This is a genomic window from Kitasatospora sp. NPDC007106 (assembly GCF_040634455.1).
Taxonomy (GTDB): Bacteria; Actinomycetota; Actinomycetes; order Streptomycetales; family Streptomycetaceae; genus Kitasatospora; species Kitasatospora arboriphila.
On the sequence record NZ_JBEYFP010000618.1, the window covers coordinates 1 to 3,594 of the forward strand.

The 3,594-nt window shown below is 71.6% G+C and carries 6 protein-coding genes; 2 read left to right on the forward strand and 4 right to left on the reverse strand.

What is annotated here, in order from left to right:
- Positions 1 to 143: 143 nt before the first annotated feature.
- Positions 144 to 503 (reverse strand): hypothetical protein, encoded by a 360-nt coding sequence (locus ABZ641_RS29505; RefSeq protein WP_359986646.1) that lies wholly within the window; start codon positions 501 to 503, stop codon positions 144 to 146.
- Positions 504 to 1,099: 596 nt separating this feature from the next.
- Between ABZ641_RS29505 and ABZ641_RS29510 the strand changes: the two genes are divergently transcribed.
- Both ABZ641_RS29510 and ABZ641_RS29515 read left to right on the forward strand, forming a co-directional pair.
- Positions 1,100 to 1,396 (forward strand): hypothetical protein, encoded by a 297-nt coding sequence (locus tag ABZ641_RS29510; RefSeq protein ID WP_344623752.1) that lies wholly within the window; start codon positions 1,100 to 1,102, stop codon positions 1,394 to 1,396.
- A 180-nt stretch (positions 1,397 to 1,576) separates the two neighbouring features.
- Entirely contained in the window at positions 1,577 to 2,092 is a 516-nt protein-coding gene (locus tag ABZ641_RS29515) for an N-acetyltransferase (RefSeq protein ID WP_344623753.1), read from the forward strand.
- A 225-nt stretch (positions 2,093 to 2,317) separates the two neighbouring features.
- On the opposite strand, the gene ABZ641_RS29520 is transcribed toward ABZ641_RS29515, so the two are convergent.
- The 3 genes from ABZ641_RS29520 to ABZ641_RS29530 are packed head-to-tail and all read right to left on the reverse strand — an operon-like array spanning position 2,318 to position 3,175.
- Complete coding sequence (locus ABZ641_RS29520; protein WP_359986650.1) at positions 2,318 to 2,494, reverse strand: HEAT repeat domain-containing protein; 177 nt, start codon at positions 2,492 to 2,494, stop codon at positions 2,318 to 2,320.
- Between the two features lie 39 nt (positions 2,495 to 2,533).
- Complete coding sequence (locus ABZ641_RS29525) at positions 2,534 to 2,788, reverse strand: hypothetical protein (protein ID WP_359986652.1); 255 nt, start codon at positions 2,786 to 2,788, stop codon at positions 2,534 to 2,536.
- Between the two features lie 24 nt (positions 2,789 to 2,812).
- Positions 2,813 to 3,175, reverse strand: coding sequence for a hypothetical protein (locus tag ABZ641_RS29530; RefSeq protein ID WP_359986655.1), 363 nt, complete (start codon positions 3,173 to 3,175; stop codon positions 2,813 to 2,815).
- Between the last annotated feature and the right edge of the window lie 419 nt (positions 3,176 to 3,594).

Sequence of the window (3,594 nt, forward strand, 5' to 3'; positions counted from 1 at the left end):
GACGCCCCACCGACCCCACCGGCGCCCTCACCGACGAACTGCTCACCACCCTGGACCTCATGCTGTACGGCGTCCTCACCACCCCCGCCCCCGAGGAGACCGCCGCGCGCTGACCGTGCACCCCCGTCGCCGGCGATGCCCCGTCAGAAGGACCTGCGCTCCTCCTCCCGCTGGCGCCGGGCCATCATCTCGTCCCACCAGGCGTCGTCGTTGTAGGGCTTGCGCCGCGGCTTCGGGTGGTCGTCGCGGGGCGTGAGGAGACTGCGGGGCGTCGGGTACTTCCGCTCCATCCGCGTCTCGTGGACGATCACCGTCACGACGAAGGCGGCAACGCCCAGGACGAGCAGCGGGACCCACACGCCGGACTCGAACAGCCAGTACAGGGCGCCCGCCGTCGCGAGGAGCATGGCGACGCGCCCCGGCACCGGGAGCCGCTTGAACAGCCGCTTGTACTGCTGCTCCGGCCACGCGCTCGCCCGGATGAGCCGGCCCAGGAACTCCATCTCCTCCTCCTGCCGGGAGCTCCACGCCGACCGCCGTTGCGGCGGCGGGGCACTCCGGGCGGACGTGGCGGACCCGGCGGACCTGGCGGCTTTCGCCGACTTGGCGGAGCCGCCCGACCCGGCGGGCTGCTTCCTGCCGGCCGGGGCCTGCTTGCGCGGCGGCCTGCCGCCGCGCGACGGAGGATTCTGCGAATGCGGGGCCACCGATCACCTTTCCGGGGGTGGTGTGCGGCCGGTGCGGGGCTCCCCGAGCCTTCCCGCCCGTCGGCGCACCGTGGCCTCTCCCGGCCACGAGACCGCATCCTAGGGTCGTCGGGTCCACCCCCGCCCGCATCGACCGAAATGCCCCCTGCTCGGACAACTCCGGTCACTCGCAACGCCCTTCCGGTCGTTCCGTGATCGAGTCGGCCGCCGGATCGCGCCTTCGAACTGCCGGCGCAGCCCCAACGGACCGGTCACCCGTCAACGTGTCCAGCAGGCGAGTGCGAAAAGCCCGACTCGCTGCCCAACGGCCGAGAATTCCCGGCCCGGCGTATTAGGATCCGCCTCTGGCATCACTCGATCGCCCGCTGCTCACCCAATCGATAGGAAGCCCGATGATCGGCGTGCTCGTGACTTTCACGCAGACCGAAAAGTTCGATCGTTCAACCGTCGCAAAGATCGCCGGCGAACTCCGAGGACCGTTCGAAGGCATGGCCGGCCTTCGCTTCAAGAGCTTCATGCTCGACGAAGACGGCGTCCACGCAAGGAACTTCTACGTGTGGGACGACGAGGACAAGGCCCGCGCCTTCTTCACGGAGGAACTCGTCGAGATGGTGACGGGGATTTACGGCGCCCCGCCCACAATCGAATACCTCGACATCGTGGGGTTCGTCGACAACTCCGGTACCTGAAGACGATGCCCGGGTGATCTGCGGGTGGCCGCCGGTCGAGGCGTCGGCCCCCGAAGGTTCCCGGTAGCTCTACAGGGATCGACCGGTACCGCAGACGTCCCGTGACAAAACTTGTTGCCGATCCGTGGACGGCGACCTATCGTCGGTCGGCCCGCACCGCTCCCGATCCGAAGGACGTCGATGTTCGTCCGCCCCGCCGTCGCCGGTGACGCCGACTTCCTCTGGCGCATCCTGCTGGAGGCGTACAACTGGAACGGCGAGCAGCGGTTCACCGCCGAGCAGCTCGCCGCTGAGCCGAACGCCGCGGGCTACCTCGTCGGCTGGCCCCGCAGGGACGACTTCGGGGTCGTCGCAGAGACCGGCGCCGGCGAACCGATCGGCGCGGCCTGGGCGCGGCACCTTCCCGAGAGCGAGCCCGGATACGGCTTCGTCGCTGCGGACGTTCCCGAGCTCACCCTGGGCCTGTTGCCCGAACACCGCGGCCGTGGACACGGCCGGGCTCTGATGGAAGCGCTGATCCGGGCCGCCGCCGAGCGACCGGTCCCGGTCGCCCGGCTCAGCCTGAGCGTCGAGGACGGCAACCCCGCCGTGCACCTCTACACCGCCCTCGGCTTCACCCGGGTCGGGCGCAGCGGCAATTCGGACACCATGGTTCTGGACGTCCAGACCTGCCGCACGCCACTGAGCGGTCGTTGATCTCCGCCCCCGACCAGCCTCGGGCCTTCACGCGCGGCTCGTCCGGCGCTTGATCACACAGAACGCCCCGCCTCGACGAGCCCTCCCGGGACCGGTGCCGTGGGACCCGGCGCCCCCTCGACGCGACAGCCGGGCCGCAGGCCCGCCCGCCGCCGGCCCGAACAGCCGAAACGGCCCGCCGGACGGACCGGCGGACTGTCACGAACGATCGAGGCCAGGAGCCGTTCAGAACCACGTGGTCGGCGGTGCGAGGGCCTGGCGCGCAGCATCGCGCACGATCGCCTCCCCGTCCGTCGTGAGCCGTTCGAGTGCGGCTCGGACCTCGGGTGCCTGCATCCCTTGCAGTGTCAGTGCGGCCCAGTACCGGACCAGGCCGTCGGCGTCGCCCGTGCAGGCGACCACGGCGTCGGCGGCCGGCCCGTCCGGTGGCTGACGGAGGGATCACACAGCTGCTCGGCGGACCTCGGGTGCAGCGTCGGAGGTGCCGGCGATCCGGATGGCCAGGGCCCGCGAGGGATCACCGAGGCCGAAGCCGGAGCCGAGGGTGCTCATCACGTCGGCGCGTACCCCGGGGTCCGGGTCGCAAGCCGCGTCGGCGACCAGGTCGAAGTACTTCGCCCCGAGCAGGTCGAAGAAGCACACGCCCCAGAGGCCGACTCTCCGCAGACCCGGATCGTCGGAAGCGGTGCAGTCCATGGACAGCTCGAACGCGGTCTCGGGTCATGCCTCGAAGAGATCGAGGATCTCGGCATGCAGCATGTCCCCGTCCTCGTTGCGATCCGTCACCATCGCGCGCAGCAAGGCGGGCAGGGCCTCCTGGCCACAGGCACCCGCGAGGGCGTGGGCCATCCGGTCCCGCGCGAAGGAATCGTCCGCGGCGACGTGACGGGCGAGTCGCTGCTCCAGTTCCGGCCGCAGGAACGCGGCTGCCGGTGTCCGCGGCTTCTCCACCAGGGGCTCGAACCGACGGTGGGCCCCGGGCCCACGCTCGGCGCTTGCAGCCGGCCGCGCGTCCAACTCGTCCAACGCACGGCGCAGCGCGGCCCGTTTCGCGCGGCCTTCCTCCCGTTCCGTCCCTGCCATGCCGCCCACCTTAGGGGGAGCGGCCCGTTGCGGGCGCCTCCTGACCCGCTCGGTGAACGACCGGGCGCAGGCGCAGGCACCGGGCTCGCCGGCTTCATCGGGTCACCGGGACGGCCCCGTGGGCGGTCCGACAGCCGTTCGGTAGTGGAGCGTTAGCGGTGCCGTCGACCTTGGGACCACGCCGTACGGAGCGGCGGTCGACGAGGAGGCGTGATGTTCCGCAAGGGGAGTGCCGGCAGGCGCGGCGCAGGGGCGATGCGTGGGGTCGGGGGAGCGGCCGTCGTGGCGGCGGTGAGCGCGGTCGTGCTGGCGGGTGCGCCGGCGCGCCCGAGGGAGTCAAGGCCGCCAAGCGGGCCGTCAACGACCTCACGCTCCCGGATCGGGCGAACGTGCGCTCCGACGCCGCAACGTTCCAGGAC